Below are 26282 nucleotides of genomic sequence, written 5' to 3'. Positions count from 1 at the left end.
AAACGCCTCGCCGTCCCCGGCGCCAACCTCCGGGGCTCCGGCCTCCCCCGCCTCACCGTCCCCCGCAAGCACCTCGGCGTCCCCAGCCGCCGCCTCACCCTCCCCGGCGCCCGCCTCCGAGGCTCCGGCCTCACCGGCCCCCGCAAGCACCTCGACGTCCCCAGCAGCCGCCTCACCCTCCCCGGCGCCAAACTCCGTGACTCCGGCCTCCCCCGCCACACCGTCCCCCGCAAGCACCTCGGCGTCCCCAGCAGCCCCCTCGCCCTCCCCGGCGCCCGCCTCCGGGACCCCGGCCCCCGCCTCGGCCTCCCCAGCCCCCGCCTCGGCGGCTGCCTCTCCAGTCGGCCCCGAGACCGGCCAGGGTCGGCTCTCACCCGCAAGCGCCTCGGCCTCCCCGGCCGGTGCCGTTGGCGGTGCGCGGGTGGGTGGGCTCAGGCCGTTGCCACGGCGGGTTCCGCAGACGAGTCTTGCCGCCGAGTTGCGGGAGGAGGCGCCGCCCTGTGAGGAGGACGGGTTCCCCGAGGACTTCACGGCGGAGCGCGCGGCCTCTTCCCTCGCCGGTTTCCAGCGCGGCACGCTCCAGGCACGCGACCACGCCGACGCCGACCCCGAGGTGCCGCCGCCCGGTCCGGCTGAGCCGGCGGTCACCGCCGCAGGCGCCCCCCAGACCCCGACCCCGCCCGCCGACCGCTCATGAAGGACACCGCGATGACACACTCCATCCCCGCCACGAACACCCAGCTCGACCAGTTGCTCACCGGCCTCGTGGACCGGGTGGCCGATGTGAACCAGGCCGTCGTGCTCTCCGAGGACGGGCTGGTGGTCAGCAAGTCCACCGGGTTCCTGCGGGAGGACGCCGAGCGGCTGGCGGCCACCGCCTCGGGCCTGATGAGCCTGAGCAAGGGCGTCAGCATGGACTTCCGCGGCGGCCCGGTGCGGCAGGCGCTCATCGAGATGGCCAACAGCTATCTGATCCTCACCTCGGCGGGCCCCGGCGCCCATCTCGTGGTGCTGGCCGGCTCGCACGCGGACGTCGGCGTGGTCGCGTACCAGATGAACATGCTGGTGAAGAAGATCGGCGAGCACCTGAGCGCGGCACCGCGGACCGGTATCGGTCCCGCCGTCCGCGGCAACGGCGGGTGAGGTGAGCCAAGGCGACGAAGCGGGCCGACTCGTCAGGCCGTTCACCCTCACCGGTGGCCGGACCCGGCCCAGCCGAGCCGACTTCACCCTCATCACGACGGTGACGGCGGTGGACCCGCCGCCCGAGCGGGCCGCGCGGCCGCAGCCGGAACACCTCCGGATCCTGCGGCTGAGCGCCCGTCCGGTGGCCGTGGCGGAGCTCGCGGCCCATCTCGACCTGCCGGTGAGCGTGGTCGTCATCATGCTCTGCGATCTGCTGGAGGAGGGCCTGATCACGGCCCGGCCGCCCCGTTCCGTCTCCGGCGCCGCGGATCTGGACCTGCTGCAGAAAGTGAGGGACGGCCTTGGCCGGATCTGAGCCCACCGCGGGCGCGGTCGCGGCACCCGACACGGTGAAGATCCTCATCGCCGGCGGCTTCGGCGTCGGCAAGACCACCATGGTCGGGTCGGTCAGCGAGATCGCTCCGCTGCGTACGGAGGAGCCGCTGACCGTCGCCGGTCTGGAGGTCGACGATCTGAAGGGCATCGAGGAGAAACGGTCCACCACCGTGGCCCTCGACTTCGGGCGGATCACCATCGGGGACGACCTGGTGCTGTATCTCTTCGGCACCCCGGGTCAGCAGCGGTTCTGGTTCATGTGGAACGACCTGGCCGTCGGCGCGCTGGGCGCGGTGGTGCTGGTCGATGTGCGCAGGCCGGAGTCGAGTTTCGCGGCGATCGACTTCTTCGAGCGCCGGCACATCCCCTTCGTGGTCGCGGTGAACGGCTTCCACGGGGAGCACCCGTATCCGGCGGAGGAGATCAGGGAGTCCCTGGCGCTGCCGGAGGGCGTCCCGGTGCTGCTGTGCGACGCGCGGGAGCGGGAGTCGTGCCGGGATGTGCTGATCGCCCTGATCGACCGGGTGATCGCCGATGTCACCCTGGGGTCGGGCCCGGCCCGCTGACCTACCCGCCCACCTACCCGCCGACCGGTCCGCCGGCCGGTGCTTCGGTCTCCCGGCGGGCGATCGCGGCCCGCAGCAGGTCGGCGGTCTCCGGGTGCGGGCCGTGCTGCGCCCAGCGCAGGGGCGTCCAGCCGGTGCCGTGGTCCTCGCGGAGCGTGGGGTCGGCGCCATGGGCGAGCAGGACACGGACGGTGTCGGTGTGGCCCCAACAGGCCGCGGCACACAGGGGGGTTCCCTCGGCCCCCGGCCCCGCGCTCTCCGCGTCGGGCGGCGCACCGGCCGCCAGCAGGCTGCGGGCGATGCCGGCCGAGCCCTGAACACATGCCGCGTACAGGGGAGTCGTCCCATCGGGGTCGGGTGCCGCGGGGTCGGCTCCGGACTTCAGCAGCCGGTCGACGCGCGCGCCCTCGTCGCACAGGACCGCCCCGGCGAGGGACTTCGTGAGTTTCTTGCGCCGTCTTCTGTTCACGGCCGCCGAGGGTAGCCCGGCACGGGCCGCGCGATCACGGGTTTTCTCACGGGCGGCTCACAGCAGGACGGCGGAAACCCGCCAAGCCTGTCTCGATGATTGACCTGTTCCTCTCCCGCCCCTACGTTCTGACCGGCTCACCGAACCTCGTTCGATATACCGACCCTGAGGCTGTCAGACCTCAAGGGCGTCCGCACCCCCGTGGAGAGCACATGACCCCCAATCCCTCCCGCCGCCTCTTCCTCGGCGCGGCGGCCTCCGTGCCCCTCGCCCTCACGCTCGGCACCCCGGCGGCCCACGCGGCCGACTCGGCGTACGTGATGTGCTACTTCACCGAGTCGACGAACCTCGGTGACGGCACCGACTACGGCCTGCACCTGGCCGTCAGCACGGACGGGCTGCGCTGGACGCCGCTGAACCAGAACAACCCGGTGGTCACGCCGACCGAGGGTTCGCTCGGACTGCGCGACCCGTTCATCCTGAAGAAGCAGGACGGCACCTTCGTGGTGCTCGCCACCGACCTCAAGGGCACCGACTGGAGTTACGTCAGCCAGTACGTGCACGTGTGGAACTCCACGGACCTGCGCACCTTCACCGGCTACCACCGGCTGAAGCTGCACGACATGAACACCCACAGCTGGGCGCCGGAGGCGTTCTGGGACGCGAGCCGGGGGCAGTACGGGCTGATCTACTCCGCGGTCAACAGCAGCGGCCACAACGTGATCATGGTGAACTACACCAGCGACTTCGTCACGGCCTCCGCCCCGCAGGTCTTCTTCGACCCGGGCTACGACGTGATCGACGGTGACATGGCCGTGGGCGTGAACGGCTACAACTACCTCTACTTCAAGAAGAACCAGACGCTGGTCGGCGCGCGGTCCACCACCCTGGACCCGGGCAGCTTCACGGAGTTCTCCACGGGCGCCGCGCACGGCGGCACCGAGGCGCCGACCCTGGTCAAGTCCCTCTCCTCCGGCACCTGGTGGCTCTGGGGCGACACCTACACCCCCAACGGCGTCTTCTACGCCTGGCAGTCCAGCGACCTGTCGGCGGGCAGCTGGACCGCGCTGGACCAGAAGACGTACACCCAGCCGGTCAACTCCAAGCACTGCGGCATCTCGACGATCACCACGGCCCAGTACAACGCCCTGCTGTCCTACTGGGGCGCCCCCGCCTGGAACCGCCTCAAGTCCTACAACTACCCGGCGCGTTACGTCCGGCACTCCAACTACGTCGGCCGCATCGACGAGTACCCGGTCGAGCCGTACAAGGACTCGCTGTGGACGATCGTCCCGGGCCTCGCGGACAGCTCGGGCGTCTCCTTCCGGTCGGTCAACTACCCGACCCGCTATCTGCGGCACTACAACTACGCGCTCCAACTGGACGTCAACGACGGTACGTCGACGTTCGCGGCGGACGCGACCTTCTACCGTACGGCCGGCCTCGCGGACTCGACCTGGTCGTCGTTCCGCTCGTACAACAACCCCACCCGCTACATCCGGCACTCCAACTACGTCCTGCGGATCGACCCGATCTCGACCTCGACCGAGCAGCAGGACGCGACGTTCTACGTGGGCTACTGATCCCTCGGCGGGTCACAACTGCGCCAGCCGCGGCAGCAGTTCGGCCGCCGCGGCCAGGTCTGCGGTCAGGGGGCGGTCGTCCGTGCCGAGGGGCAGGGCGGCCGTCGCCAGGGTGAACGCGGGGACCGGCGGCGGCACCGGACGCATCCGCAACGCCCTTACGGCGGTGACGAGTTCGCAGGCAAGGACGGTGCCGTAGGCCTGCGCCGCCCGGAGGGTCTGCCGGGCGGCCTGGCCGGCGAAGCTGGCGGCCTCCTCCAGCCCGTGCGAGAGGACGGTGTGTCCGGCCGAGGCGGGCGCGGCGCACGAACGCACCTCGGCGAGCGCGGAGTTGGCGGTGTACTCCAGGATCATCGTGCCCGAGCTGCCGGCGGGTCCGGCGGCGAGGAAGCCGGGCAGACCGGTGAGGTCCGGGTCGCCGAGCGCGGACAGCCGGGCCACGGAGAGCTGGGCGGTCTGCAGCAGGGCCAGGTCGGCCGCGTCCAGGGCGAGGCCCAGGGGCGCGGCGAAGAAACCGCCGTGGTGGTGGGCGGTGGTGCCGTCGGCGGCCACGAGGGGGTTCTCGGAGGGGCAGTTGATCTCCACCTCGACGACCGTGCGCAGCCGTCGCGAGGCGTCCAGGGCGCAGCCGTGCACCTGCGGGAAGGCCCGGAACCCGAAGGGGTCCTGGATCCGGCGGCCGGGCAGCCCCTCCCCGTTCTCCCCGATCCCGAGCAGTCGCCGCACCTCCCCGGCGGCCCGGGCCGCACCCTCGTACGGCCTGAGCGCGTGCACGGCGGCCACGTACGCCTCCCCCGAACCGCCCACCGCCGCCAGCGAGAGCGCGGCCACGGCATGCGTGGCCCGCAGCAGCACCTCGAGCCCGTACTGCGCCAACGCGGCCTGCCCCAGCGCGAGCGCGTTGCTGCTGAGCAGCGCAAGCGCATCACCGGGCCGCAGGGCGACGGGGGCGGGGAGGGCAACGGGGGCGGGGAGCGCCTCCGGGGCGGAGACGGTGAGCGGCGCGGCCGGCTCATCCGGGTCGGTCGAGACGCCGGGCTCGACGGGCACGGTGCGCATCGCTGCCGGGGAAGCGGACGCCGCGGCCGATCCGACCGGTGTGCCCGACGGGGACGGCACGACGGCAGCCGCGGGTGCGTCGTCCCCGGGCCGACCGCTCTGCGGGTCCGGACCGAGGTCCCGCCAGGAGGTGTTGGGCCAGCCGACCATACCGGCGTCGGGACCGGCGACACGGCCGGGGCCACGCCAGGCGGCGCCCGCCGAGTCGAACAGGTCGCCGTCCGGGGAGCCGTCCGGCACGGCACTCCAGGTGTCGGCCTCTGGGCGGCCGACGGGGACCGGGTAGCCGGCGGTGGCGGGATGCAGGCCGGCCCCCGGGTGCACGGCTGCACCCGAGTTCAGGGCCTCGCCCTGATGCGGGGCGCCTCCCGAGAGCGGGGCGGCCCCTGGATGCGCGGCGGCACCCGACTTCAAAGCCTCACCCGCATGCGCGGCGGCACCCGAGAGCGGGCCGGCACCCGAATGCGGGGCGGCACCCGGAAGCGGGCCGGCACCCGAATGCGGGGCCGCGCCCGGGATCAGGGCCTCGCCCGAATGCGGGGCCGCGCCCGGGATCAGGGCCTCGCCCGAATGCGGGGCGGTACTCGCAGGCAGGGTGGTGCCCGGGTGCTCCGTGGCTTGCGAGTGCGGGGCGGTGTTCGGGGGTGTGGGGCCTGTCCAGGGGCGTTCGCCGATCAGGGTCAGGCCTGTTTGGGCGAGGGCCGTGAGGTCGCCGGTGCCGATGGCGCCGTACTCGTTGATGGCGGGGTGGACGCCCAGGCGCAGGGCCTCGGTGAGGGCGTCGACGAAGGCGGGCTGGATGCCGGAGCCGCCGGCCAGGAGCTGGTTGGCGCGGACGGCGAGCATCGCCCGGACCTGACGGGCGGGCAGCAGCGCACCGGCGCCGCCCGCGTGGCTGCGCAGCAGCCGCAGCCCGTGGTCGGTCTCGTCGCCCTCGTCGACGGTCACCGAGCGGTGCGCGCCGACGCCGGTGCCCCGGCCGTAGAGCCGGCCCTCGGCGGCGAGGCGCTGGGCGGCCCGCCAGGAACGTACGGCCCGGTCGCGGGCCTCGGGGGCCACCGCGGGCACGGCCTCACCGTCGGCGAGCGCGATGAGCTCGCCGACGGTGAGGCCGGTGCCGGTCAGGACGACCGGCGGGGGGTCGAGAGGCGTCGCCAAGGAAGGAACGTCAGTCGAGGCCCGCGGACTTCAGCCAGGTCTTCGCGACGTCGAGCGGGTCCTTGCTCTCCAGCTGCACCTGCGAGTCCAGGTCCAGCAGGGTCTTGGTGTCCAGCTTGGCGGAGACGGCGTTGAGCGCGTCGACGCCCTCGTCCGAGAGCCCGCTCTTGTAGACCAGGGGCGTCACGTTCGCGAAGCCGAACAGGTTCTCCGGGTCCTGGAGGACGACGAACCCTTCCTTGGTGATGGTCGGGTCGGTGGTGAAGATGTCCGCGGCCTGCACGGTGTTCTTCTTCAGCGCGGCCTGGGTGAGCGGGCCGCCGGCGTCGAGCGCCTTGAACGACTTGAACTTCAGGCCGTACACCGACTCCAGGCCCACCATGCCCTGCTGCCGGGTCTGGAACTCGGGCGAGCCGCCGAGGATCAGGTCGGGTGCGGCGGCCTTGAGGTCGGCGAGGGTGGAGTCGGCGGTGAGCTTGTACTGGGCCGCGGTCTCCTTGTTGACCGTGACGGAGTCCTTGTCCTCGGCCGGGGAGGACTCCAGCAGCGTCAGCTTGGAGTCGAGCTTGGCCTTGACGGCGGCGTTCACGGTCGCGAGGGACTTCTGCTCGGCCTTCGCGTCGAGGTAGGCGAGCAGCGAGCCGTTGTACTCCGGCAGAACGGTGATGGAGCCGTTCTTGAGCAGGCCGTACGTCGTCTCGCGGCTGCCGATGTTGGGCTTGTAGGACACCTTGATGCCCTTGGCCTTCAGGGCCTCGCCGTAGATGTCGGCGATCAGGATGCTCTCGGCGAAGTTGTTGGAGCCGACGACGACGGTCCCGTTGTCCGCCTTGTCCCCGGCCAGCGGGTCGGACTTGTCGTCGGAGGAGCCGCATCCTGCGAGCAGGGCCGTCGCCGCGGCGAGCGCGACGGCCGCCGCGCCGGTGTTCCTGAGGGACCTGGACCTGCTGCTGTGGGCGTTGGAAGTCACGGTTCCGTTCCGAGCTCTGGGGGGCGATGAGGAACTGACGAGGCATGGAGCCTGGCCTGATCCAATCCACCCCGTTCTTCATCAGTCAAGAGCGGTCCTGTTACCGATTCGGTTCGGTTCGTGGTTAGTTGCGTAGTGTTTGAAAGCTCTTCCTGGAGGTTTAGGGGGCTCTTCGTAATGGATTCTTGACGTAGGGCGACGTGCTCGATCGATCAGAGAAGCGATATCGTCGCCGGAGTCGGCACCGGCCACGGCGGTATGCGGGGGCCACTCGAATACCGTTGCGTTCTCGTTCGTTCACATTCGGCCACCCGCGTGGCCCGGCACGCCCGCAACACCCCTTCGAAGGAGGCCCGGTGTCCACGAAAGAGGTGGACGCGCCCGCCCGGTCAGCGACTTCGGCACCGTCGTCCGTGCGCCGGGGTCTGCGGAACTTCGCCGACCGGTGGCCCTTCCAGCGCAAGCTCAACCTGCTCGTCGGCATCCCGCTCGGCGTCATCGCCCTGATGCTGGCGTACCTCTTCACCGAGCTGGTGCAGGAGTCCAACCAGGCCGAGGACGCCGCCGAGCTGGTGCGGAACAGCACCCAGGTGGCACGGCTCGTCTCGGACCTCCAGAACGAGCACCAGCAGGCGATCCTGCTCTCGGTGCGGCACCAGGCGTCCTTCGACGGCGGCACGCCCTCCACGGCCCCGTACCGCAAGGCCCAGCTCGCCGTGGACGCCCAGGTGCGCAAGGTGGCCGACTCCTTCGGCGACCGGCTGCCGGACAGCGAGGCGCAGGCGCTGCGCGGGATCGAGGGCCTGGCGGGTCTGCGGAGCACGATCGAGCAGGGCTATCTGCCCGCCGACAACATCGACCCGGCGTACTCCGGCGCCTCGGACGCCGTCATCGACGGGCTGGGCCTGGACCGCGACTCCAACCTGGCCAGCACCTTCACCGGCAACCTGCTCGACTCGCTGCTGCGCGCCGACTCCGCCCACGGCGCCTACGAGACCGGGGTGTTCTCCGCGCGCACCGGCGACAGCAACGCGCTCATCGAGTACACCGGCGCGGTCGGCTCGTACGAGCTGTACACCTACCAGGCCGATCGCTTCGGCCGGTTCGCCTCCCAGGCGCAGACCGACGAGCTCGGCGGCATCGAGCACAACTCCGCACAGGCCTCCATCAGCCAGCACTTCGCCGAACTGGCCGTCGACCCGAGCGCCTTGCAGGCCGAGTCCCGGGCGGACATCCGCGAGGCGTTCCGGACGGCCATCGCCTCGTACCCGGACTACAGCGAGCAGGCCGCGACCCGGCTGAAGATCACCACCTCGCTGATCGACCAGATCGCCGACCGCGCCGACGACGCCTCCGTCGACGCCCAGTGGCGGGCCGGTCTGCTGCTCAACCTCGCGCTGATCTGCTTCGCCCTGTGGATCGCGTTCTCCATCCTCGTACGGCGCTCCGTGGTGCGCCCGGTGCTGGCCCTGACCGGTGCCGCGCAGGAGGTCGCCGACGTCGCCGGGCGCGAGCTCGCCCGGGTCGCCGACGACGACGCCGAGGAGAGCGGCTCGCCGCGGCTGCGCGAGCTGCCGGTCACGGCGGACGACGAGATCGGTGAGCTCGCCGAGGCCTTCAACAACGTGCAGACGACAGCGGCGGCGCTGCTGGAGCGCCAGGTGCTCAGCCGGCGCAACGTCGCCGAGATGTTCGGCAACGTCGGCCGCCGTGTCTCCAATCTGACGACCCGCCAGCTCGCCCTGATCGACTGGGTGGAGCGCGGGGAGACCGACCCGGCGCTGCTGGAGCGGCTCTACTCCATCGACCACATCGCGGTGCGTCTGCGCCGCAACGCCGACAGTCTGATGCTGCTGGCCGGCATCCGCGAGACCGTCCTCGACTCCGGGCCGACCGAGCTGACCAACGTGGTGCGCGCCGCGCTCGGCCAGATCGAGGGCTACCAGCGGGTGCAGCTGTACGCCCGCGGCGAGGCCGTCGTGGAGCCCGACATCGTCGGCGACCTCACGCTGATGATCGCCGAACTCCTGGAGAACGCGGTGTCGTTCTCGCCGGAGGGCAGCCCCGTCGAGGTGCGGGTCGGCTCCGACCAGGGCGGCGCGTCGATCACCGTCTCCGACCACGGCCTCGGTATGAGCGCCGAGCGGCTCGCCGAGGAGAACGCCCGGCTGGTGCGCCGTGAGCGGCTCGACCTCGTCCCGACGAAGGTGCTCGGTCTGTTCGTGGTCGGTGCGCTCGCCCGCCGCTGGGACGTCGACGTCACCCTGTCCCGTACCCCGGGCGGTGGTGTGACGGCCGAGGTCCGCATCCCGGCCACGCTGCTGCTGACGCTCAGCGAGGTCGGCGTGCCCACCGCCGCGGCCCAGCCCCTCCCGGCCCCGTCGGCCCCCTCCGCCGGACCCTCCCCGGCCGCCGCGGCCTCCCTCACGGGCGACGAGGCGACCTCGCTCCCCCGCCGGGTCCCGCGCCGCGAACAGCCCTCCTGGGCCGAGCGCGACCCCGAGCCGGCAACGGCGACGGCGGCCAACGGCACGGCCCCGGACACGGCGGCGCACCGCCGTACCGCCGAGGAGCCCGGCACACAAGCCCCGGCACTGCCCCGCCGCACCGGCAAGTCGACCGGCCCGGCGGACACCGCCACCGCCGCCTCGGCCACCGCGTCGAACGGCACCTCGGCGGCCGACGGACGGACGACGACCTGGGCATCCGTGCCCAAGTCCGCGTCTCCGTCCGAGTCCGTGTCCGTGTCCGCGTCCACGTCCGCGTCCGCGTCCACGGACGGACTTACGGCGCCCCGCGTGAACGCGTCGGCGCACGACGGCCGTACGGCGGCCCCGACGACGGCGTCGGCATCGGCATCGGCCGCCGACGGCCGGTCGGCGACCCCGACGACCGGCGCCCCGGCCGCCGCCGCCCCCGCGACGGGCGGCGCCACGACGCCCTCCGCGACCCACACCCGTACCCCCGACCCCGCCGTCACCGCGGCCGTGCCCGCGCCCGCCCGTGGCGAGGAGCGTGCGGCCGCCGCCGAGGGGGCCCGGCCGCTGCGGCGGCGGGTGCGGGGGGCCACCCTGCGGACCACCGTGGACGCCTCCGCCGCAATGGCGCGGCAGGCGGCGCGGCCCGCCGACGCGGACGCCGTGCGCAGCGCGCTGGAGGAGTTCGAGGCGGCCGTGGAACGCGCCCACCGCGACACCGACACGGGGCGGCATCCGCTCCCCGACGCCGACAGCCCGCACGACCGACGGGTCCCGGACGAGCACCGGAACCCCCAGCACCACCAGAACCACCTTCCGGAAGGAGCCGAGCAGTGAGCACGTCGACAGGTGGAACTCCCACCGGAGACACCACGCCGACCGATCTGCGGGCTGCCGCAGCCGACTTCACCTGGCTGCTCAACCGTTTCGCCACTGAGACCGCAGGGGTCGTGGACGCCATCGCGGTGTCCTCCGACGGCCTGCTGATCGCGGTGTCGGAGCTGCGCGAGCACGCCGACTCCGAGCGCCTCGCGGCGATCGTCTCCGGCATCACCAGCCTCGCCGCGGGCGCCTCCGGCAACTACGGTCTGGGCGGCCTGAACAAGGTCATCATCGACCTGGAGGGCGGCCACGTCCTGGTCTCCGCGATCGGCAGCGGCGCCGTCCTCGGCGTGGTCACCGACAAGGAGGCCAAGCTCGGCAACATCGCCTACGAGATGACCGTGTTCGCCAACCGCGCCGGCGCCGCGCTGAGCCCGCAGCTCGTCCTGGAGCTGAAGAACAGCGTCGGCGCCACCCGGACCCGCTGACCGCGGGCCACCGGCAGAGGAAGCGAACACCGATGGCGGACGGCCAGAGCCCGCGCGGCGCCGGCGAGGACCCGCTCGTGCCTCCCGGCCCGGTCGGCCCCGCGCCCGCCGTACGGCCCTTCCTGGTCACCGCGGGAAGGGTCGCGGGCGCGGGCGAGGCCGCGTCCGGCCGGGCGATGCCCGTGGAGACCCAGCTGGTGGCCACCACCGAGGGGATCGACGCGCTCGACCGGCTCTCCTTCGAACAGCACGACATCGTCGCCGCCTGCCGGGTGCCGCAGTCCATCGCGGAGATCGCGGCACGGCTGCGGCTGCACCTGAACGTGGTGCGGGTCCTCGCCGAGGACCTGCGCTCGGTGGGGCAGCTGTCGGTGCACGTGCCCGACTCCGGCGTCACCCATGACGCATCCGTCCTGCGCAGGGTTATCGATGGCCTCCGGGCCATCCCCGACTCCCGGGGGGTACTCCGTGACTCCGACTGAACCGCTCGCCCGGCCGGCCGCCGGCCAGGCCGCCGTACGGCCGCCGCTGCCGGTGAAGCTGGTGATCGCGGGCGGCTTCGGGGTGGGCAAGACCACCGCCGTCGGCTCCATCTCCGAGATCGAGCCGCTCACCACCGAGGCGGCCATCACCGAGGTCGCGGCGGGGGTGGACGACCTCAGCCACACCCCGCGCAAGACCACGACCACCGTGGCGATGGACTTCGGCTGCATCACCATCGACCCGACGCTGAAGCTGTATCTGTTCGGCACGCCCGGCCAGGAACGCTTCGGCTTCATGTGGGACGACATCGTGGAGGGCGCGGTCGGCGGTCTGGTCATCGTCGACACCCGCCGGCTCGACGACTGCTATGCCGCGGTGGACTACTTCGAGCACCGGCAGATCCCGTTCGCGGTGGCCGTCAACGCCTTCGACGGCAAGGTCGAGCACTCGCTCGACGAGGTGCGCTGGGCTCTCGACGTCTCCGAGGGCGTTCCGGTGCTGGTGTTCGACGCCCGTGAGCGCGGCTCGGTGCGGGACGCTCTGCTGGTGGTGCTGGAGCAGGCGCTCGCCCGGAGCGGCGGGTAGGTACAGGTACTGCTGTTGTGGGGAACTGCGGGCCGGTTGTGGCCGGTCGCGCAGTTCCCCGCGCCCCTTCAGGGCGCTTGCCTCAGCGCCCCTTCAACGGCTCAGCCCGCTCGTCGCACGCCCGGCGACACCGCCGCGCGGCCCAGCGCCCAGAAGATGCCCAGCGTGGCGAGGGCCATGGCCGCGACCAGGGCCGCGCCGCCGACGACCTTCTCGTAGTCGTGCTGGTAGAGACCGTCGACGATGTAGCGGCCCAGGCCGCCGAGGCCGACGTACGCGGCGATGGTGGCCGTGGAGACGATCTGGATGGCCGCCGAGCGCAGCCCGCCGAGGATCAGCGGGAGGGCGACCGGGAGTTCCACCTGGAGGAGGATCCGGGTCTCCGACAGACCGATGCCGCGCGCGGCGTCCACCGGGGAGCGGTCGACGGAGCGCACCGCCTCGTACGTGGTGACGAGGATCGGCGGGACGGCGAGGACGACCAGCGGGATCATCACGGGCAGCATGCCGAAGCCGGCGATGATGACGATGAGCACCAGCAGACCGAAGGTGGGCAGGGCCCGCGCGGCGGTGGCGATCAGGGTGAGGGCGTTGCCGCCCTTGCCGTAGTGCCCGGTGACCAGGCCGACGGGCAGTCCGATCAGAGCGGCGAGGCCGAGCGCCTCCAGGGAGTACTGGAGGTGCTCCAGCAGGCGGGTGGGGATGCCGTCGTAGCCCGACCAGTGGGCGCCGTCGGTGAAGAAGGAGCTGATGAAGTTCAGGACGTTCACCGGGCCGCGGCCTCCTTCCGGGTGCGGGTGGCACCCGATCCGCTCGGCATCCAGGGCGTGAGCAGGACCCGTACGCCGACCAGCAGGGCGTCCACCAGGACCGCGAGGGCCGCCGTGGTGAGCACGGAGTTCCAGGCGAGTTCGGGCCGGTTGTAGATCTGCGCGTCGTGCAGCAGGTTGCCGAGCGCGCCCTGGTTGCCGATCAGCATGCCGACGCTGACCAGGCTGATGCTGGACACCGTCGCGACCCGCAGCCCGGCGACGATCGCGGGCGTGGCGATGGGCAACTGGACCTGGATGTACCGGCGTACGGGCCCGAAGCCCATCGCGGTCGCGGCGGCGAGGGTCTCCTGCGGCACCGAGCGGACGCCGTCGACGATCGCCGGGACCAGCACGACCAGGGTGTAGACGGTGAGCGGGATCATCACCGTCAGTTCGGTCTGGCCGGTGTAGTCGATGAGGACGACGAAGAAGGCGAGCGACGGGATGGCGTAGAGCACGGTCGTCACCCACAGCACGGGCGGGTACAACCAGCGCAGCCGCACGCACAGTTGGGCGATCGGGAGGGCCAGCAGCAGGCCGCCGAGGACCGGCAGCAGGGCCTCGCGCAGATGGAGTCCGACGAGGCCGATCCAGTCGTGCTGGAGGTCGCTGGGGATGTCGAAGAAGCGGTTCATCGCAGGGCCTTCGGCTCGCCCGCGCCGGTGGTGCCGCCGGCGCCGTCGCCGGCCTCGTGCGCGCCGCGGATCGCCTCGGCGATGGCGGTCTGGGAGACGACCCCGGTGGCACGGCCCTCGCCGTCCACGGCGACCGCCCAGCCGGTGGGCGAGAGCACGGCGCAGTCGAGGGCGGAGCGCAGCGAGTCCTCTCCGGCGACGAACGGCCGTCCGTACGACAGGAGCCGGCCGGTGTCGATGCTCCCCGCGGTCAGCGCGCCCGGCTCGCTCCAGCCGAGCGGCTTGCCGTCGATGCCGGTGACGAGGAGGTACGGGGCGCCCTGGGCGGCGCGGGCGATCTGCTCGGCGGTGGCGTCGACGGCGACGATCGGCGCGGTGAGCAGATCGAGTCCGGCGGCGGAGAAGAAGGACAGCCGGCGGATGCCGCGGTCGGCGCCGAGGAAGTCCTCGACGAACGCCTCGGCCGGGTTCGACAGCAGTTCGGCGGGCGGCGCGTACTGGGCGAGCCGGCCGCCGGTGCGCAGCACCGCGACCATGGTGCCGAGCTTGACCGCCTCGTCGATGTCATGGGTGACGAAGACGATGGTCTTGCCCAACTCGTCCTGGATCCGCAGGAGTTCGTCCTGGAGTCCCTTGCGGACGACGGGGTCGACGGCGGAGAACGGCTCATCCATCAGCAGCACCGGCGGGTCGGCGGCGAGCGCCCTGGCCACGCCGACGCGCTGCTGCTGGCCGCCGGAGAGCTGGTACGGGTAGCGCTTGGCCAGGGACGCGTCGAGTCCGACGCGCTCCATCAGCTCGCGGGCCCGGGAGCGGGCCCGGTCCTTGCTCCAGCCGAGCAGCCGGGGCACGGTGGCGATGTTGTCGACGATCGTGCGGTGCTGGAAGAGCCCGGCGTTCTGGATGACGTACCCCATGGACCGGCGCAGGGTGTTGACGGGCTGCTGCCGGCTGTCCTTGCCGTCGATCCAGATGGTGCCCTCGCTGGGCTCGACCATCCGGTTGATCATCCGCAGGGTCGTCGTCTTGCCGCATCCGGAAGGGCCGACGAGGACGGTGATCGCGCGGTCCGGTATCTCGAGGGAGAGCCCGTCGACCGCCACCGTGCCGTCCGGGTACCGCTTGGTGACTGAATCTATCCGTATCAAAACGCCGAACACCCTTCGGGTCTGGCCGTTCCCGCCCGCTCTCGACCACCCGAGTTCGGACTGTTGCGGAGAGAGTCTAGACGGGTTGTGTTTCAGACGGTCAGCGGGTGTATGGCGCGCTTCAGTCACCTTTCGATCACCCTTCGATCGCCCCTCCTGTGCCCAGCCTGTGAGTCCCCTGATTCTCACTCTCCCCTCAGAAGGGGCTCAGGGATTGCCCAGAGACGGCCCCCATCGTCAAGGCCATGAACGCAACGAACGCGGGAGGCGTCCGGCGCCGGTCGGTCGAGATCGTGGTGCCGGTGTACAACGAGGCACACGTCCTCGCCGACAGCATCGGCCGTCTCCACGCACACCTCGAAGAGTCCTTCCCGTTCCCGTTCCGCATCACGATCGCGGACAACGCCAGCACGGACGCCACCTGGAGCGTGGCGACCGATCTGACCCTGCGGCTGCCCCATGTCCACGCCCGGCGGCTGGAGGAGAAGGGCCGGGGGCGCGCCCTGAAGCACGTGTGGTCGCGGTCCACGGCGGACGTCGTCGCCTACATGGACGTGGATCTGTCGACCGGCCTGGAGGCCTTCCTCCCCCTGGTCGCGCCGCTGCTGTCCGGCCACAGCGACCTCGCGATCGGCAGCCGGCTGCACCGGCAGTCGGAGGTGGTCCGGGGCGCCAAGCGGGAGTTCGTCTCGCGTTCCTACAACCTCCTGCTCAAGGCCGGTCTCGGCGCCCGCTTCTCGGACGCGCAGTGCGGCTTCAAGGCCGTGCGCGCCGAGGTGTTCCGCGCGCTGGCCCCGCACATCGAGGACACCGCCTGGTTCTTCGACACCGAACTGCTGGTCCTGGCCCAGCGCAACGGGCTGCGCATCCACGAGGTGCCGGTCGACTGGACCGACGACCCCGACAGCCGCGTCGACATCGTCCGCACGGCCGTCGACGACCTCAAGGGCATGGGCCGGATGCTCCGCTCCACCCTCACCGGCCGCACCCGCGTCCCCGTCCCCCGCCGCACGAGCACCCCGCAGGTGCCGGCCGCGCGGATGCCTTCCTCCCCCTCCGCTCTGTCCACCGGGGCGAACAGCCACCTGGAGTACGCGTCATGACGACCCTCGCCCCGCCGCCCGCCCCCGTCCGGGAGGACGGATCCCGTCACCGGGCCGCACCGCCCGCCAGAAGCGACCTCGTCCGGCAGCTGTTCACCGGCGCCCCCGACGACCCGCGCTGGGCCCGCCCGGCCCTGTGGGCGATCCTCGTCCTCGCGACGGCCCTGTACGCCTGGAACCTGTCCTCCATCAGCGGCAACACCTTCTACAACGCGGCCGTCTACTCCGGCACCAAGAGCTGGAAGGCGTTCTTCTTCGGCGCCCTGGACGCCGGCAGCTTCATCACGGTCGACAAACCCCCCTTCGCCCTGTGGGTGATGGGCCTGTCCGCCCGCGTCTTCGGCTACGGCACCTGGCAGTTGATGCTGCCGATGGTCGCGGTCGGCGTCGGGTCGGTCGCCCTCCTGTACCGCCTGGTGAAGCGTGACTTCGGCCCGGTCGCGGCGACCATCGCCGCAGTCACCCTCGCCCTCACCCCCATCACGGTCGCCATCACCCGCGACACCAACCCCGACCCGATCCTCGTCTTCCTGATGCTGCTGGGCGCGGCGGCCCTGCTGAAGGCCGTGCGGACCGGCCGGATGATGCCGCTGGTGTGGTCCGGCGTCGCGATCGGCTTCGCGTTCAACACCAAGATGATGCAGGCGTACGTCGTCCTGCCCGCGTTCTTCCTGGTCTACCTGTGGGCCGCCCGGGGCAGCCTCGGCCGCAGGATCCGCAACCTGGCCGCCGGCACGGTCGCGCTGGTCGTCTCCAGCGCCTGGTGGATGGTGGTCGTCGACCTGATCCCCGCCTCCTCCCGCCCCTACATCGGCGGCTCCACCGACAACACGGTCTGGGACCTGGTCATCGGCTACAACGGCTTCGGCCGGATCTTCGGGGCGAGTTCGTCGGTGGGCTCGCAGGGCAACGGCGCCGGCTTCGGCGGCGAGGCCGGTCCGTACCGGCTGTTCAACGAGATCATGGGCGGCCAGATCTCCTGGCTGATCCCCTTCGCGGCGATCGCCCTGGTGGCCGGTCTGGTCCTGCGCGGCCGGGCCCCCCGCACCGACGCCCAGCGTGCGGCCCTCCTCCTCTGGGGCGGCTGGTTCGGCCTCCACTACCTGACCTTCGCCCTCGCCGAGGGCACCTTCCACCCGTACTACGTCACCGCCATGGCGCCCGGGATCGCCGCTCTGGCCGGTGCGGGCGGGGTCATGCTGTACAAGGCCTTCCGTGAGGACTCGGCGGCCAAGTGGGGCTGGGTGCTCCCGGCCGCGATCGCGGCGAGCACGGTCTGGGCGGTCGTCCTGCTCCAGCGGGTCTCCGGCTCCGGCACGCTGTACACGGTCGCGGAGATCGCGGTGGCCGCCCTGGGCACCCTGTCCGTCCTCGGCCTGCTGGCCGGCCGGTTCACCAAGCGGCACCGGCTGATGGGCGTCGCGGCCCTCGCGGCGGTCGTGGCCCTGCTCGCCGGTCCGGCGGCCTACTCGGTCTCGGCGGCGACCTCCAGCACCAACGGCACCAACCCGACGGCCGGGCCCAGCACCGGGGGCGGCATGGGCGGCGGTGGCGGCATGGGCGGCGGCCAGCGGCCGAGCGGCAACGGCGGACCGGGCGGTTCGAGCAACTCGACGAGCGGTTCGAGCGGCTCCAGCTCCAGCAGCGCCAACAGCTCCAGCGGTCAGTCGATGGGCCAGCCCCCGTCGGGCAGTGGCTCCTCCGCCGCCGAGTCCGGCACGGAATCCGCCGAGTCCGGCACGGACGGCACCGGCGACGGCGGCGGTGGCGGTGGCGGCATGGGCGGCGGCACCCAGGTCAGCTCGGCGATGATCAGCTACCTGAAGAAGAACCAGGACGGCGCCACCTGGCTGGTCGCGGTCGCCACCGACCAGACGGCCTCCTCGATCATCCTGGAGTCCGGTCAGCCGGTCATCTCGATGGGCGGCTGGTCCGGCAGCGACAACGCGATGACCCTCGCCAAGCTCAAGTCCCTGGTGAAGTCCGGCAAGCTGCACTACATCGTCGTCAGCGACAGCGGCCAGGGCTCGTCGAACTCCGAGATCTCGACCTGGGTCAAGAAGAACGGCACGGCGGTCTCCGACTACAGCGGTCTGTACCGCCTGGACGCCTCCGACGTCGGCTGACCCCTCCCGCACGACAGGGGGCGGGCCCCGGAATCCTTTCCGGGGCCCGCCCCCTGTCGTTCAGGGATCAGTCGCCTCCCCCACCGCCCCCACCACAACCACCGCCACCACCACAGGACGAACCGCCCCCGCAGGACGAGCCGTCGCTGCAGCCGCCGCCCCCGCCGCCGTCTCCCCAGCCGCCCCTGCGCCGACGGCGCGACGACCCGGTCCCGCGCAGGGCCCCGACCACGAACATCACGACGATCCCGAACCCCACGATCACCAGGAACTCCATCTCTGCTGCCCCCCGTTGCCTCTCGCTACGGATCTGTGTGGCAGGGGGATGCCCCGCACCGACCGCACGCCAAGCACGACTTGAGGAAGTCGAGAGCTTCGGTCCGAAGAGCGGCTAGGCGGCGGCCCGCTCCCCCGTGGTCGGGAACCCCGGAGTACGCAGCACACCGCCCCCGGACACCACCGCGAACACCTCGCACCCCGCACGCGCGGCCGCCCACTCCACGCCCTGCGCGCCCAGCGCGAACGCGGCCGTGGCGACGGTGTCCGCGAGGGTGAGGGTCGGGGCGACGACGGTGAGGCTGTCGAGGCCGGTGGCGGGCCGGCCGGTGCGGCCGTCGAGGATGTGGTCGCCGCGCTCGTAGCGGGCGGAGGTGGCGACCGCCGCGTCCGTGAGATCGAAGACGGCGCACAGCTTGTCGGCGAACTCGGGGTGCCGTACGCCGACCCGCCACGGCCCGCCCGAAACGACCACGTCACCCCCGGCGTTGAGGCAGAAGCGGGTGAGGCCGGCGCCGGTCAGCAGGTCCGCCGCCCGCTGCACCGACCAGCCCTTGACCACCGCACAGGGGTCGAGGCCCCGGCCGGGCAGCCGTACGTCGAAGGCGCCGCCGGTGGCGACCCGGTACTCCTCGCACAGGCCGAGCACCTCGGCGAGATCGGCGCTCACCTCGTCGGAGGACAACTCGCCCCGGTCCAGCCGGGACACCTCGCTGCCCTCCTTGAAGGGGCTGAACCGCTCGTCGACCTCCCGCAGCCAGGCGAAGACGGCGTCCGCGGCGCCCTCGGGCACCCGCTCGTCGTCGACGCGCAGGGAGACGGGGAAGCCCATGACGTGCTCGACCCGATGCATGTCAGGCGCCCTTCGCGTCGATCGCGGCCTGGAGGGACTCCTTGTAACCGTCGCTCGTCAGGGTCGCGCCGGAGACCGTGTCGATGTCCGCGCTCTGCGCCTCCAACGTCTCCGAGATCAGCTTCGGCACCGCCGCGGTCGTCTGCGGGTGATTGGGCTGCTTCAGCATCTTCACAGCCGTGATCTTGTCGCCGTCGTAGGTCACCTGGACCTGGACGTCACCCTTCTCGGTGGTCACGGTCGTACCGGTGAAGGTGGTGCCCGAGGCGGAGGTGGAGGGGGTCGTCGACTCCGCCGCGGACGAGGCGGAGGAGGACGAGGCCGCGGTGGACGGCTCGTAGCGCCAGACGGGGATCAGGCCCGCCACGCTCAGGACCAGGACGGGTATGGCTCGCTTCACTGTATGTTCCTCATCCCGCCAGGCTGAAGCGTTCGAAGTGGATCTGCGTCCTGGGCACGTCCAGCTCGCGCAGGGAGCCCAGCACCGCGTTCATCATCGGCGGCGGTCCGCACAGGAAGACGTCCCGCTCGGCGATGTCCGGTACCAGGGCGGCCAGTTCGCGCGGGGCGAGCCGGTCCGGCACCGGCGGTCCGGTGACCAGGTGCAGCTCGGCGCCCTTGGCGACGGCCAGCTCGCGCAGTTCGTCGTAGAGGACGGCGTCGCGTTCGCCGCCGACGCGGTAGACGACGATCGCGTGGCCCTCGATCTCCTCCAGCAGCGCCCGGATGGGCGTGACGCCGACGCCGCCGGCGATGAGGAGGGACTCGGGGCGGGTGCGGTGCAGGGCGGTGAAGGCGCCGTAGGGGCCCTCGGCGAACACGCGCGTGCCGGGCTTGAGATGGCGCAGGCCCGCGGAGCCGTCACCGGCGGCCTTGGCGGTCAGCCGCAGTCGGGTGCCGTCGGGGGCGGCGGAGAGGGAGAAGGGGTTCGCCTGCCACCAGCGGTCCTTCGTCAGGAAGCGCCACAGGAAGAACTGGCCGGCCCGCGCGGGCAGCCGGTCCAGGTCACGGCCGGTGATGTAGACCGACACGACGTTGTCCGACTCGGGGACGACCTTCTCGACGCGCAGCTGGTGCCGCCAGTTGCGCCACAGCGGCAGGACCGCCCGGCCGAGGGCCACCGAGCCGAGGGCGACGCCCCACACCCCGTACCAGTACGCCGTGGCGGCGGAGGACGCGGTGAACGTCGTACCCACCGCGACCTGGTGGGTGAAGGCCAGCACCACGGCGACGTACGTGTACAGGTGGACGAAGTGCCAGGTCTCGTAGGCGAGGCGGCGGCGGGCCCAGCGGGCGGAGACGCCGCCGACGACCAGGATCAGCACCATGGCGACCGTGGCGCGCAGCACGCCCTCGACGGTCTCGGCGAGGTCGACGAGCTGGCTGACCGGGTCCATGGAGGAGGATTCGGCGTAGCCGAGGGTGATGAACACCACATGCCCGACCAGCGTCCAGAGCAGGCCGAAGCCGGTCCAGCGGTGCCAGTTGGTCAGCCGGTCCATGCCGATCCGGCGGTCGAGCCAGGGCAGCCGGGCCACCAGGAGCAGCTGGAACGCCATCAGCAGCGCGCCGTACAGACCGGCGAACCGGCCGATGACGACGAGCGCGTTGGCGGCGAAGCCGGCCTGGACGGCGAAGAGGGTCACGACGGCCGCGTTCGCGGCCAGCACGGCGTACAGGCCGGTGCGGGCCACTACTTTGGGACGTATCGCCGTGGGGGGAACGGGAGGCGACTGGACGGTCGTCACGGACGGAAACTCCTTGATCGGGTCCTCAGAACACAGAGCTTGTCCGTGCTGTGCTGTCGATTTCCTGTCGTACAACTTTCAAGAGTTTATCGATTCGCGCGCGTGCCGGACGCGGGTCTGGCGCCGGGGCGCGGGTGGCGCACTATGAGCGGGTGGAAAAAGTACGCCTCCTCGTCGTGGACGACGACCCGCCGATCGCCGATCTCGTGGCGACGGTCGCCCGCTACGAGGGCTGGGACGCGGTCACCGCGAACTCCGGTGAGGAGGCGCTGCGCCGCGCCGCCGAGTTCCATCCGGACATCGTGGTGCTCGACCTGATGCTGCCCGACCTCGACGGCTTCGGCGTCCTGGACCGGCTGCGGCAGTCGGGGACCATGGTGCCGGTGGTGTTCCTCACGGCCCGGGACGGGGTCGCGGACCGGGTCGCCGGGCTGACCCGGGGCGGGGACGACTACCTGGTGAAACCGTTCGCCGTGGAGGAGCTGATGGCCCGGCTGCGGACCGTGCTGCGGCGCAGCGCCGGGCCCGGCTTCCAGCGCTCGGTGCTGCGGGTCTCGGACCTGACGATGGACGAGGACACCCGCGAGGTCCGCCGCGCCGGGAAGCTGCTGACGCTCACCCCGACCGAGTACGAGGTGCTGCGCTATCTGATGCGCAAGTCGCCCACCGTGCTGACCAAGGCGCAGATCCTCGACCACGTCTGGGAGTACGGCTTCGGCGGCCGCTCCAACGTGGTGGAGCTGGTGGTGAGCCGGCTGCGCCGCAAGCTGGACGTGACGGGCGACGATCCGCTGATCCAGACGGTACGGGGCTTCGGTTACGTCATCCGGCAGGCGGCGGCCGAGTGAGCCGAGCGATCGGCAGGCTGCGGCGGACGTACCGCGGGATGCGGCTCGGCACCCGGCTGGCGCTGGGGCTCGGCGCGCTGGCCCTGGTGGTCTTCGCCGTCGTCGGCACGGCCCTGACCACCTATATGCGGGACTATCTGTCGGCCCAGCTCAACGAGCAGCTCGCGATCGCCCAGGTCGCCCAGACCAAGAGCATCGTCGACTCCGGCGGCCTGACCGGGAAGAAGTACTGGGGCTGGTACTACGCCGTGTACGACGTGCGCGACGGCACGCCCGTGCTGCGCAAGCCGGAGGACCCCGGCGACGTGCCCGAGGACGTCGCCGACCTCACCACGCTGGCCCGGGCGCGGGCCGTCGCCGACCACGAGGTGGTGGGCACCGAGCACCTGCGGGGCGACGGCGTGTACCGGCTGCGCGCCTGCGAGGTGGAGCCGGGGGTGATCCTGGTCAGCGGGGCGCCGATGGAGGACATCGACAACACCGTCCAGCACCTGATCACCATCCAGGTCGTCACGTTCGTGCTCGCGCTGGGGGCCCTGGTGGTGTTCGGACGGGCCATGCTGCGGCGCGGGCTGCAGCCGCTCAGCGACATGGCGCACACCGCGCACGGCATCGCCTCCCACGACCTGACCGAGTCGGCGTCCCGGCTGCCCCTGCGGGCCGACCGCGCGGGCGGCGGCCCGGAGGTGGAGGAGCTGCGCACCGCGTTCAACACCATGCTGGAGCACATCGACGACTCCCTCGCCGTACGGGCGAAGGCCGAGCAGCGGCTGCGCCGGTTCGTCGCGGACGCCTCGCACGAACTGCGCACCCCGCTGATGTCGGTACGCGGTTACGCGGACCTCTTCCAGTACGCGGCCGCCAACGCCCCCGAGGAGCGCGACAAGCACCTGGCCCGGCTGCGGGCGGAGGCGGCCCGGATGGGCGTCCTCCTCGACGACCTGTTGCTGCTCGCCCGCCTCGACGCGGCGGAGGTGGAGACCCCGCTCAGGATGGAGGACGCCGACCTGGTGGAGCTGGTCGGGCAGGCCGCCGACGCGTTCCGCGCGAGCCACCCCGGCCACCCGCTGACCCTCGCCCCCGGCCCCGCCGCCGTCCCGCTGCGCATGGACCCGCACCGCATCCGCCAGGTCCTGGACAACCTCCTCACCAACGCGGCCGTGCACACCCCGCCCGGCACGCCGGTGACCATCGAGGTCTCCACCTCCCCCGGCACGGCCCGCGTCCGGGTCGCCGACCGGGGCCCGGGCATCCCGCCCGGCGACCGCGACCGGGTCTTCGACCGCTTCTACCGCGTCGACAAGGCCCGCAGCCGCGACCGCGGCGGCAGTGGCCTCGGCCTCTCCGTGGCCCGCTCCCTGGTCCGCGCCCACGGCGGCACGCTGGAGCTCGCCGAGCCCCCGGAGCCCACCGCGTTCCTGCTGTCGCTGCCCCTGGGACGCCCCTGAACCCCGGCGCCGACGGGATGACCCGTACCCGGTCAGGGCAGAACTCCCCCAACCGCACCGCACCCCGGTCGCCCCTCCGCCCGCACCTCGTCGGCTCCCGGACACCGCGCCGTCACACCGGAGGGGAAACTTCTCCCCCGTCCCCTCCCCACCCCAGGGCCTGTACGGCGCCACCGCGGCGCCGCGGAAGGACGACGTGCGCCGTGACCCTGCTGCCGCTCCCCACCCCCGCCACCACACCCCAGCTCCCCGCCACCACGCCCCAACTCCCCGCCCTCCTCGCGACCGCTCCCCCGTGCCCCGCCGCCACCACGCCCCCGACGGCGATCGCGGTCCCCCGCCGCTTCCGCCCCTCCGCCCGCCACGCCGTGAGTCTGCTGCCCGTGCTGTATCTGGGCGTGTGGGCGGCCGTCGACTGGCACGCCGTACGCGACGGCACCGCCCGGCTGGCCGGTGCCGACCCGTGGTGGCTGCTGGCGGGCCTGGTCTTCACCTACCTCGGCGCGGTCGCCGCCGCCTGTGTCCGCCAGGGCGCGGTCGTCGACCGGCTGCCGCCGGGCCCGCTGGTGGCCTCCCAGATCGCCGCGGGCGCCGCGAACCACGTCCTGCCCGCGAGCATCGGCGCCCACGCGGTGACCGTCCGCTTCCTCCAGCGCCAGGGCGTGCCGCTCCCCCGGGCCACCGCCTCCATCGCCCTGTACTCCCTGGTCAGAGCGGTGGCGAAGACCCCGGTGGTGCTCGCCTTCCTGCTGCTCGCCCCGACCGCCGTCCGCCCGGCCGCGCTCGTCCCGGACGGCCGGACCCTGCTGGGCGCGGTGGCCGGACTGCTGCTGGTCCCGGCCGGGGCCGCGGTGGTCCTGGCCCTGGTGCGGGCGGTGCGCGGCCCGGTCATGGAATTCGTCCGCACGGCGCTGACGGACGCGCGCAGCCTGCACACCCGTCCGAGCCGCTTCCTGCCCCTGTGGGGCGGGGCCGCCGCCGCCCCGCTGATCCAGGCGAGCGTGGTCGCCTCGGTGGGCAAGGCGCTCGACCTTCCCCTGTCCTGGCCCCAGTTGCTGTTCGCGTTCCTCGCCGCGAGCACCGCGGCGGGCGCCGTCCCGGCCCCGGGCGGGATCGGCCCGGTGGACGCGGCCCTGATCCTCACCCTGGCCGGCTACGGCACCCCCCTCGCCCTGGCCACCGCCACCGTCATCGGCTACCGCACGCTCACGGTCTGGCTGCCGCTGCTGCCGGGGATGCTGGTGCTGTCGGCGATGGTGCAGCGGAAGATGCTGTGACCGGCGTCAGCCCGCGTCCGGTGCCAGGCGCAGCGAGATGCTGTTGATGCAGTAACGCTGGTCGGTGGGCGTGGCATAGCCCTCACCCTCGAACACGTGCCCGAGGTGGGAGCCGCAGCGGGCGCAGCGCACCTCGGTGCGGAGCATTCCGTGCGAGCGGTCCTCGATCAGCTCGACCGCGTCGGTGTCCTTCGGGTCGAAGAAGGACGGCCAGCCGCAGTGCGAGTCGAACTTGGTGCCGGAGGTGAACAGTTCGGCGCCGCAGGCCCGACAGGAGTAGACGCCCTCGGTCTTGGTGTCGGTGTACTCACCGGTGAACGCGGGCTCCGTCGCGGCCTGGCGCAGCACGGTGTACTCGGCCGGCGTCAGCTCCGCCCGCCACTGCTCGTCCGGCTTCTCGACGTCGTACGACACGATTCTCAGCCCCTCAACTCGACAGACGGTCCAGAATGCGCGGGCCCAGGTCGGTCACGTCGCCCGCGCCCATGGTGAGAACGAGATCACCGGGCTTCGCCATTCCCGCGATCACGGAGGGCACCTCGTCCTTGTCGTGCACGGCCGTCACGTCCGCGCCGGCCACCCGGGCGGCGTCGATGATCAGCGCGCTCGTCACGCCGGGGACCGGGTCCTCACGGGCCGGGTAGATGTCGAGGACGACGGAGGCGTCGGCCAGCGCCAGGGACTGGCCCATCTCGGTGCCGAGCTCCTGCGTCCGGGAGAACAGGTGCGGCTGGAAGACGACCAGGATGCGGGCGTCCCCGGCCGCGGCGCGCATCGCCTCCAGGTCGGCGGTCATCTCGGTGGGGTGGTGGGCGTAGGAGTCGATGACCTGGACGCCGGCCGCCTCGCCCTTGAGCTGGAGGCGCCGCTTCACGCCGGTGTACGCGGCGATGGCGGGGGCCAGTTCGGCCGCCGGGACGCCCAGCGCGGTCCCGGCGGTCAGCGCGGCGACGGCGTTGAGCGCGTAGTGCCGGCCGGGGACGGACACCGTGAAGGTGAGCTCCTGCCCGTCCAGCACCACCGTCACCAGGCTCTTCAGCCCCTGCGGTACGACCGACAGCACCCGTACGTCGGCGTCCTCGGCCTCTCCGTACGTCACCACCCGCACGCCCTCGACCCGCCGGGTCAGCTCGCGGGCGCCCGCCTGGTCGGCGGAGATCACCAGGGTGCCGCCGGGCACGATCTTCCCGGCGAAGGTCTCGAAGGACTCGTAGATCTCGTCCATCGACGCGTAGTTGGCGTGGTGGTCCAGCTCCACGTTGAGGACGATCGCGACCTCGGGGGCGTACTTGTGGAAGCTGCGGTCCGATTCGTCCGCCTCGGCGACGAAGATCTCGCCGTCGCCGTGCAGGGCGTTGGAGCCGGGGGCGTCCAGGTCGCCGCCGATCGCGTACGACGGCTCGCGGCCCAGCTCGGAGAGCGAGACCGCGAGCATGGACGTGGTGGTGGTCTTGCCGTGGGTACCGGCGACCGCGATCGGGCGCAGCCCCTCCATCAGCGCGGCGAGCGCGTCGGAGCGGTGGACGACCGGGATTCCCAGCTCGGCGGCGCGGGCCAGTTCCGGGTTGTCCTTCCGGATGGCCGAGGACACCACGACACAGCTCGCGTCGTCGGCGAGGTGCTCCGCCGCGTGCCCGATGTGCACGGTGGCCCCGAGCGCCCGCAGTGCCGCCGCGGTCCCGGACTCCTTGGCGTCGCTGCCCGCCACCTTCGCCCCACGCTGGGCGAGGATCTTCGCGATCCCCGACATCCCGGCGCCGCCGATGCCGATGAAGTGCGGTCGGTCCATGGCGGGAGGAAGGCCGGCTGCCATGCGTGATCTCCAGG

At 72.3% G+C, this 26282-nt stretch carries 24 protein-coding genes; 13 read left to right on the top strand and 11 right to left on the bottom strand.

What is annotated here, in order from left to right:
- Positions 1-708: 708 nt before the first annotated feature.
- Genes ABZ464_RS45670 through ABZ464_RS45660 form a run of 3 tightly spaced genes read left to right on the top strand, consistent with a single transcriptional unit; the run spans position 709 to position 2087 of the window.
- Positions 709-1143, top strand: coding sequence for a roadblock/LC7 domain-containing protein (locus ABZ464_RS45670; RefSeq protein WP_055638744.1), 435 nt, complete (start codon positions 709-711; stop codon positions 1141-1143).
- 1 nt (position 1144) lies between these two features.
- Positions 1145-1501 (top strand): DUF742 domain-containing protein, encoded by a 357-nt coding sequence (locus ABZ464_RS45665; protein WP_359287860.1) that lies wholly within the window; start codon positions 1145-1147, stop codon positions 1499-1501.
- Positions 1488-2087: an ATP/GTP-binding protein gene (locus tag ABZ464_RS45660; protein ID WP_359287859.1), complete on the top strand. Its 600-nt coding sequence runs from the start codon at positions 1488-1490 to the stop codon at positions 2085-2087. The genes ABZ464_RS45665 and ABZ464_RS45660 overlap by 14 nt, the downstream gene beginning before the upstream one ends.
- 13 nt (positions 2088-2100) lie before the next feature.
- Here ABZ464_RS45660 and ABZ464_RS45655 read toward each other — a convergent pair whose 3' ends face one another.
- Positions 2101-2556: an ankyrin repeat domain-containing protein gene (locus tag ABZ464_RS45655; protein WP_359287858.1), complete on the bottom strand. Its 456-nt coding sequence runs from the start codon at positions 2554-2556 to the stop codon at positions 2101-2103.
- A gap of 212 nt (positions 2557-2768) precedes the next feature.
- Here ABZ464_RS45655 and ABZ464_RS45650 point away from each other — a divergent pair, with 212 nt between their 5' ends.
- Complete coding sequence (locus ABZ464_RS45650; protein WP_359287857.1) at positions 2769-4139, top strand: glycoside hydrolase family 43 protein; 1371 nt, start codon at positions 2769-2771, stop codon at positions 4137-4139.
- Positions 4140-4151: 12 nt separating this feature from the next.
- On the opposite strand, the gene ABZ464_RS45645 is transcribed toward ABZ464_RS45650, so the two are convergent.
- Entirely contained in the window at positions 4152-6356 is a 2205-nt protein-coding gene (locus tag ABZ464_RS45645) for an aromatic amino acid lyase (protein ID WP_359287856.1), read from the bottom strand.
- A 10-nt stretch (positions 6357-6366) separates the two neighbouring features.
- Entirely contained in the window at positions 6367-7326 is a 960-nt protein-coding gene (locus ABZ464_RS45640) for an ABC transporter substrate-binding protein (protein WP_359287855.1), read from the bottom strand.
- A 356-nt stretch (positions 7327-7682) separates the two neighbouring features.
- On the opposite strand from ABZ464_RS45640, the gene ABZ464_RS45635 reads away from it, so the two are divergent.
- Genes ABZ464_RS45635 through ABZ464_RS45620 form a run of 4 tightly spaced genes read left to right on the top strand, consistent with a single transcriptional unit; the run spans position 7683 to position 12181 of the window.
- A complete protein-coding gene (locus ABZ464_RS45635) occupies positions 7683-10640 on the top strand; it encodes a sensor histidine kinase (RefSeq protein WP_359287854.1) in 2958 nt (985 codons plus the stop codon).
- Entirely contained in the window at positions 10637-11113 is a 477-nt protein-coding gene (locus tag ABZ464_RS45630; protein WP_059202334.1) for a roadblock/LC7 domain-containing protein, read from the top strand. The genes ABZ464_RS45635 and ABZ464_RS45630 overlap by 4 nt, the downstream gene beginning before the upstream one ends.
- A gap of 32 nt (positions 11114-11145) precedes the next feature.
- Positions 11146-11595 carry a DUF742 domain-containing protein gene (locus ABZ464_RS45625; RefSeq protein ID WP_359287853.1) on the top strand — a complete coding sequence of 150 codons (450 nt, stop codon included), beginning with the start codon at positions 11146-11148 and terminating at the stop codon, positions 11593-11595.
- A complete protein-coding gene (locus ABZ464_RS45620; protein ID WP_059202332.1) occupies positions 11582-12181 on the top strand; it encodes an ATP/GTP-binding protein in 600 nt (199 codons plus the stop codon). The genes ABZ464_RS45625 and ABZ464_RS45620 overlap by 14 nt, the downstream gene beginning before the upstream one ends.
- Before the next feature lie 101 nt (positions 12182-12282).
- Here ABZ464_RS45620 and ABZ464_RS45615 read toward each other — a convergent pair whose 3' ends face one another.
- The 3 genes from ABZ464_RS45615 to ABZ464_RS45605 are packed head-to-tail and all read right to left on the bottom strand — an operon-like array spanning position 12283 to position 14776.
- On the bottom strand, positions 12283-12951 hold the full coding sequence (locus tag ABZ464_RS45615) for an ABC transporter permease (protein ID WP_359287852.1): 669 nt from the start codon (positions 12949-12951) through the stop codon (positions 12283-12285).
- Complete coding sequence (locus tag ABZ464_RS45610) at positions 12948-13628, bottom strand: ABC transporter permease subunit (RefSeq protein WP_359287851.1); 681 nt, start codon at positions 13626-13628, stop codon at positions 12948-12950. Before ABZ464_RS45610 ends, ABZ464_RS45615 begins: the two co-directional genes overlap by 4 nt.
- On the bottom strand, positions 13625-14776 hold the full coding sequence (locus tag ABZ464_RS45605; RefSeq protein WP_359287850.1) for an ABC transporter ATP-binding protein: 1152 nt from the start codon (positions 14774-14776) through the stop codon (positions 13625-13627). Before ABZ464_RS45605 ends, ABZ464_RS45610 begins: the two co-directional genes overlap by 4 nt.
- 245 nt (positions 14777-15021) lie before the next feature.
- On the opposite strand from ABZ464_RS45605, the gene ABZ464_RS45600 reads away from it, so the two are divergent.
- The gene (locus ABZ464_RS45600) at positions 15022-15879 is read left to right on the top strand and encodes a dolichyl-phosphate beta-glucosyltransferase (protein ID WP_359287849.1); all 858 of its coding nucleotides are present in this window, start codon (positions 15022-15024) and stop codon (positions 15877-15879) included.
- Positions 15876-18005 (top strand): glycosyltransferase family 39 protein, encoded by a 2130-nt coding sequence (locus tag ABZ464_RS45595; RefSeq protein WP_359287848.1) that lies wholly within the window; start codon positions 15876-15878, stop codon positions 18003-18005. Before ABZ464_RS45600 ends, ABZ464_RS45595 begins: the two co-directional genes overlap by 4 nt.
- Positions 18006-18396: 391 nt before the next feature.
- Here the strand turns inward: ABZ464_RS45595 and ABZ464_RS45590 are convergent, their stop codons facing one another.
- From ABZ464_RS45590 to ABZ464_RS45580, 3 genes are read right to left on the bottom strand one after another with little or no spacing between them, the layout of a single operon-like run.
- A complete protein-coding gene (locus tag ABZ464_RS45590; RefSeq protein ID WP_359287847.1) occupies positions 18397-19134 on the bottom strand; it encodes an FAD:protein FMN transferase in 738 nt (245 codons plus the stop codon).
- Position 19135: 1 nt separating this feature from the next.
- Positions 19136-19534, bottom strand: coding sequence for an FMN-binding protein (locus tag ABZ464_RS45585; RefSeq protein WP_359287846.1), 399 nt, complete (start codon positions 19532-19534; stop codon positions 19136-19138).
- Positions 19535-19544: 10 nt separating this feature from the next.
- A complete protein-coding gene (locus ABZ464_RS45580) occupies positions 19545-20882 on the bottom strand; it encodes a ferredoxin reductase family protein (protein WP_359287845.1) in 1338 nt (445 codons plus the stop codon).
- Between the two features lie 152 nt (positions 20883-21034).
- Between ABZ464_RS45580 and ABZ464_RS45575 the strand changes: the two genes are divergently transcribed.
- From ABZ464_RS45575 to ABZ464_RS45565, 3 genes are all read left to right on the top strand, one after another.
- Positions 21035-21730, top strand: coding sequence for a response regulator transcription factor (locus ABZ464_RS45575; protein ID WP_359287844.1), 696 nt, complete (start codon positions 21035-21037; stop codon positions 21728-21730).
- 38 nt (positions 21731-21768) lie between these two features.
- Positions 21769-23178 carry a HAMP domain-containing sensor histidine kinase gene (locus tag ABZ464_RS45570; protein WP_359287874.1) on the top strand — a complete coding sequence of 470 codons (1410 nt, stop codon included), beginning with the start codon at positions 21769-21771 and terminating at the stop codon, positions 23176-23178.
- Positions 23179-23504: 326 nt separating this feature from the next.
- Positions 23505-24455, top strand: a complete 951-nt coding sequence (locus ABZ464_RS45565) for a lysylphosphatidylglycerol synthase transmembrane domain-containing protein (RefSeq protein ID WP_359287873.1) — start codon at positions 23505-23507, stop codon at positions 24453-24455.
- Between the two features lie 6 nt (positions 24456-24461).
- On the opposite strand, the gene msrB is transcribed toward ABZ464_RS45565, so the two are convergent.
- Both msrB and murC read right to left on the bottom strand, forming a co-directional pair.
- Positions 24462-24869, bottom strand: coding sequence for a peptide-methionine (R)-S-oxide reductase MsrB (msrB, locus tag ABZ464_RS45560; RefSeq protein ID WP_359287843.1), 408 nt, complete (start codon positions 24867-24869; stop codon positions 24462-24464).
- 13 nt (positions 24870-24882) lie between these two features.
- Complete coding sequence (gene murC / locus ABZ464_RS45555; RefSeq protein WP_359287842.1) at positions 24883-26268, bottom strand: UDP-N-acetylmuramate--L-alanine ligase; 1386 nt, start codon at positions 26266-26268, stop codon at positions 24883-24885.
- Positions 26269-26282: the final 14 nt, after the last annotated feature.

Origin of the sequence: Streptomyces sp. NPDC005820, from assembly GCF_040630255.1 — a bacterium.
GTDB lineage: Bacteria > Actinomycetota > Actinomycetes > Streptomycetales > Streptomycetaceae > Streptomyces.
This window is presented reverse-complemented; position numbering and strand designations above follow the sequence as displayed.